At 35.5% G+C, this 3,199-nt stretch carries 6 protein-coding genes; 4 read left to right on the top strand and 2 right to left on the bottom strand.

Annotated elements, in window-relative coordinates:
• The coding region (locus J6Y29_04070; protein ID MBP5427048.1) for a hypothetical protein at positions 1–1,142 on the bottom strand (1,142 nt) is incomplete at its 3' end.
• Between the two features lie 590 nt (positions 1,143–1,732).
• On the opposite strand from J6Y29_04070, the gene J6Y29_04065 reads away from it, so the two are divergent.
• From J6Y29_04065 to J6Y29_04050, 4 genes are all read left to right on the top strand, one after another.
• A complete protein-coding gene (locus J6Y29_04065; GenBank protein ID MBP5427047.1) occupies positions 1,733–2,008 on the top strand; it encodes a hypothetical protein in 276 nt (91 codons plus the stop codon).
• A gap of 90 nt (positions 2,009–2,098) precedes the next feature.
• Positions 2,099–2,365 carry a type II toxin-antitoxin system RelB/DinJ family antitoxin gene (locus J6Y29_04060; GenBank protein MBP5427046.1) on the top strand — a complete coding sequence of 89 codons (267 nt, stop codon included), beginning with the start codon at positions 2,099–2,101 and terminating at the stop codon, positions 2,363–2,365.
• A gap of 1 nt (position 2,366) precedes the next feature.
• On the top strand, positions 2,367–2,645 hold the full coding sequence (locus J6Y29_04055; protein MBP5427045.1) for a type II toxin-antitoxin system YafQ family toxin: 279 nt from the start codon (positions 2,367–2,369) through the stop codon (positions 2,643–2,645).
• 71 nt (positions 2,646–2,716) lie between these two features.
• On the top strand, positions 2,717–2,989 hold the full coding sequence (locus J6Y29_04050; protein ID MBP5427044.1) for a hypothetical protein: 273 nt from the start codon (positions 2,717–2,719) through the stop codon (positions 2,987–2,989).
• Positions 2,990–3,079: 90 nt separating this feature from the next.
• On the opposite strand, the gene J6Y29_04045 is transcribed toward J6Y29_04050, so the two are convergent.
• On the bottom strand, positions 3,080–3,187 hold the full coding sequence (locus J6Y29_04045; protein MBP5427043.1) for a transposase: 108 nt from the start codon (positions 3,185–3,187) through the stop codon (positions 3,080–3,082).
• Positions 3,188–3,199 lie beyond the last annotated feature (12 nt).

Genomic DNA, 3,199 nt, shown 5'->3' with positions numbered 1-3,199 from the left:
TTGCTATCTGTTATCACCCATATTCCAGATCCTGTACCTCCACTTGTATTCTCTCCTGGATCTGTTACTGTTATCATATAGTGCCCTTCATTATATCCTACTGTTGATTCTCCTGGCGCTGAAGCATAATCTACATAAGATATTATTGGCAAAACAGTTTCTAGCGAATATGGTGATTTATTCCCTGCCTTATCGTGCACAAATCCTCCTATTACATTCTTTGATGTTGTATCTTCTACCATACGTCCTCTATATACTCCATCACTTACTTTTTCTAGTACATCTCCATTATTATCCTCCACTTTCCATATGCCCGATCCCGTACCATCATCCTCTCCCGGATCCGATACCTCTATTGTATAATATTCGCCACTATATGTAATTGGCCCTACTATTGGCGATGTTCTCTCTAATATATATGTTGTCGTATTACCTACTCTATCATATATAGTTCCTCCAGTAAGTATATTACCATTGCTATCTAGTGCTCCAAGAAAAGTTAGTCCATCTACCATACGTCCTCTATATACTCCATAACTTACCTTCTCTAGCAAACTTCCGTTATTATCTACTACTTTCCATATGCCCGATCCCGTACCATCATCCTCTCCCGGATCCGACACTCGTATTATATAATAATTCCCACTATATGTAATAGACTCATATACTGGTGGCACATCTTCTAATATCACTACTGTATAATTCCCTGCATGATCATATACTCTTATCTCTCCTGAATTTACTGTGTCTCTTCTTATTGTACACTTGGTTATTTTATTTGGCCTTTCTATATCTCCATATTCTATATCAAATATATTCCCCTCTATTTCCTCTTCTATTTCTTGCCAACTATTTTCATCTTCTATCTTCCATAACCCTGAATCCATATCCTCTATTGTTACAACATATTTTTCTTCATCATAACATAAAGATTTAATTTGAGGACCCGTTCTATCTAATATTGCCACGTCTCCAATATTACCTACTGCATCATATATTACTATATCATCTACATCATCTGTCATATTATGAGTAAAATCTACTCCTTCTTGTTTTGTAGGAAATATGTCCGCAAATACGCACATTACATTACTTATTATTAGGCCAAACACTGCCACATATATTAGTAAATGTTTTTTCATTTGCTTACCTCCTCATCCGCTCCAAAATTATTTCTCTATTCGGTTAAACTAGATAAGACTATTACTACCTTTTTTCTAAATCACCTAAAAGACAGCCTATATAACAATAATTCATTATGCTAATTGCTTGAATTATTGCGCTTTTTCTTATAATCCAAAAAATATTTCGTAGAAAAAAAATTAAAAACGTTTTTTTGAAGGGGAAAAGCACAACTTATCACTCAAGCCTCGGCCCTTTAGGGTAGGGGTAATTGATATCTTTATATGTGGCATCTTTTCCTACCTACACCTAAAATTTTTTTCATAAAATTCTGTGTGTGAAGCTTAAGGGCTTACTTTTGAACTGCTTTTGTGACATCCTCCCCTACCTACACCTCAAATTTTTGCCATAAAATTCTCAGTGTGGAGCTTAAGGGCTTCCTTTTGCACTAATCATGCAAACAGGTAGGTTCTCCTTCGATAGCACTAATGTGCTAAGACAGTACGATGCTTATCCCGTGTGCCCCACGGTTCTTTATTTTCTATGTTAAGGCATTTATTATTCTCATGCCCTCATTTCTTATGTTTATTGCTGCATTAGTATCCCTATCATGGTACTTACCGGAGATGGAGAATATCAATTGACGGATGCACTAAAGTTGCTAATGGATAAGAGAAAATTGTATGCAATAACGTTTGATGGGGATGTATATGACATAGGTAGTAGGCTTGGATTATTGAAGGCTAATATAGATTTTGCGGTAATGAGGGATGTAGAAATATATACTAAGTTAATCGACACAATGTTGCCCAAAACCATACTTTGCAAACATAGCTCAAAACAATACCTTCCTCAACTACCCTGCCTACTATGGAGACGGCAATAGCTGGCAGCTACTGAATACATAGAAACTATTGCAAAAGCATTGCAAATGTGATACTATAGTAATTACATTCAATACAAGGAGGTAATTATTATGGCAACGTTACAGATACGGTTAGATGATTCATTGAAGAAAAAAGCAGACAATCTTTTTACAGATTTAGGATTAGATACACCAACTGCAGTAAGGATTTTTTTGAGTGCAGCAATTGATAGCAATGGAATACCATTTGTTGTAAAGAAAAGAGGGATTAATGTAGATATGGAGGAAGCAATAAGGGATACCAGGTTAAGGCAAAATTTAAGCAAAGAATATTCAACAGGAGAAGAAGCAATACAAGCGATATTGGAAGAGGGATAAGATGTATAAAATAGTATTTACGAAGAAAATGAGAAGAGATGTCAAGCTAGCGAAAAAGAGAGGGAAAGATATAACTAAGTTAGCAAAAGTATTAGATATGATTGCACAGAAGGTAGATTTGCCAATCAAGTACAAAGATCATCAACTAAATGGTGAGCTGTCTGATTTTAGAGAGTGTCACATAGAACCAGATTGGTTGTTAGTGTATCAGTATTTAGATGATATACTTGTTGTAGTAGCAACAGCGACAGTAACACATGCAGATTTGTTTGGAATGTGATTATGATATAATCGTACAACAGTATCAGTGCATAGGCATTGGTACTATTTTTATACCCAAAGGAGGATAATATGTCTAATAAACACTTGCAACGTGCCAGGATGGCTAAAAATGATGAATTCTATACAATGTATGAAGACATAGAAAAAGAGGTATTGCATTATAAAGATAAGTTTAGAAACAAGACCGTGTATTGCAATTGCGACAACCCTAATAAGTCTAATTTTAGTAAATTTTTTCCAAGAAATTTTAGGTTGCTAGGCGTGACATCCTCCACTACCTACAACTCAAAATTTTTTCATAAAATTCTCGGTGTGAAGCTTAGGGGCTTCCTTTTGCACTAATCATGCAAACAGGTAGGTTCTCCTTCGATAGCACCAATGTGCTAAGACAGTACGATGCTTATCCCGTGTGCCCTGCGGTTTTTGTTGCTTTTATACTAAGGCATTTACTACTCTCATGCCTTCGTTTCTTATATTTATTGCAGCATTAGTATCTCTATCATGATACTTACCACAATCTGGACAAATCCAAGATCTAATTCCAAAATTTCG

The sequence above is a fragment of the Clostridiales bacterium genome (genome assembly GCA_017961515.1).
Classification (GTDB): domain Bacteria; phylum Bacillota; class Clostridia; order Acetivibrionales; family RGIG10202; genus RGIG10202.
Note: the sequence above shows the minus strand (reverse complement) of the source record. Positions and strands in the feature narration are given on the sequence as shown.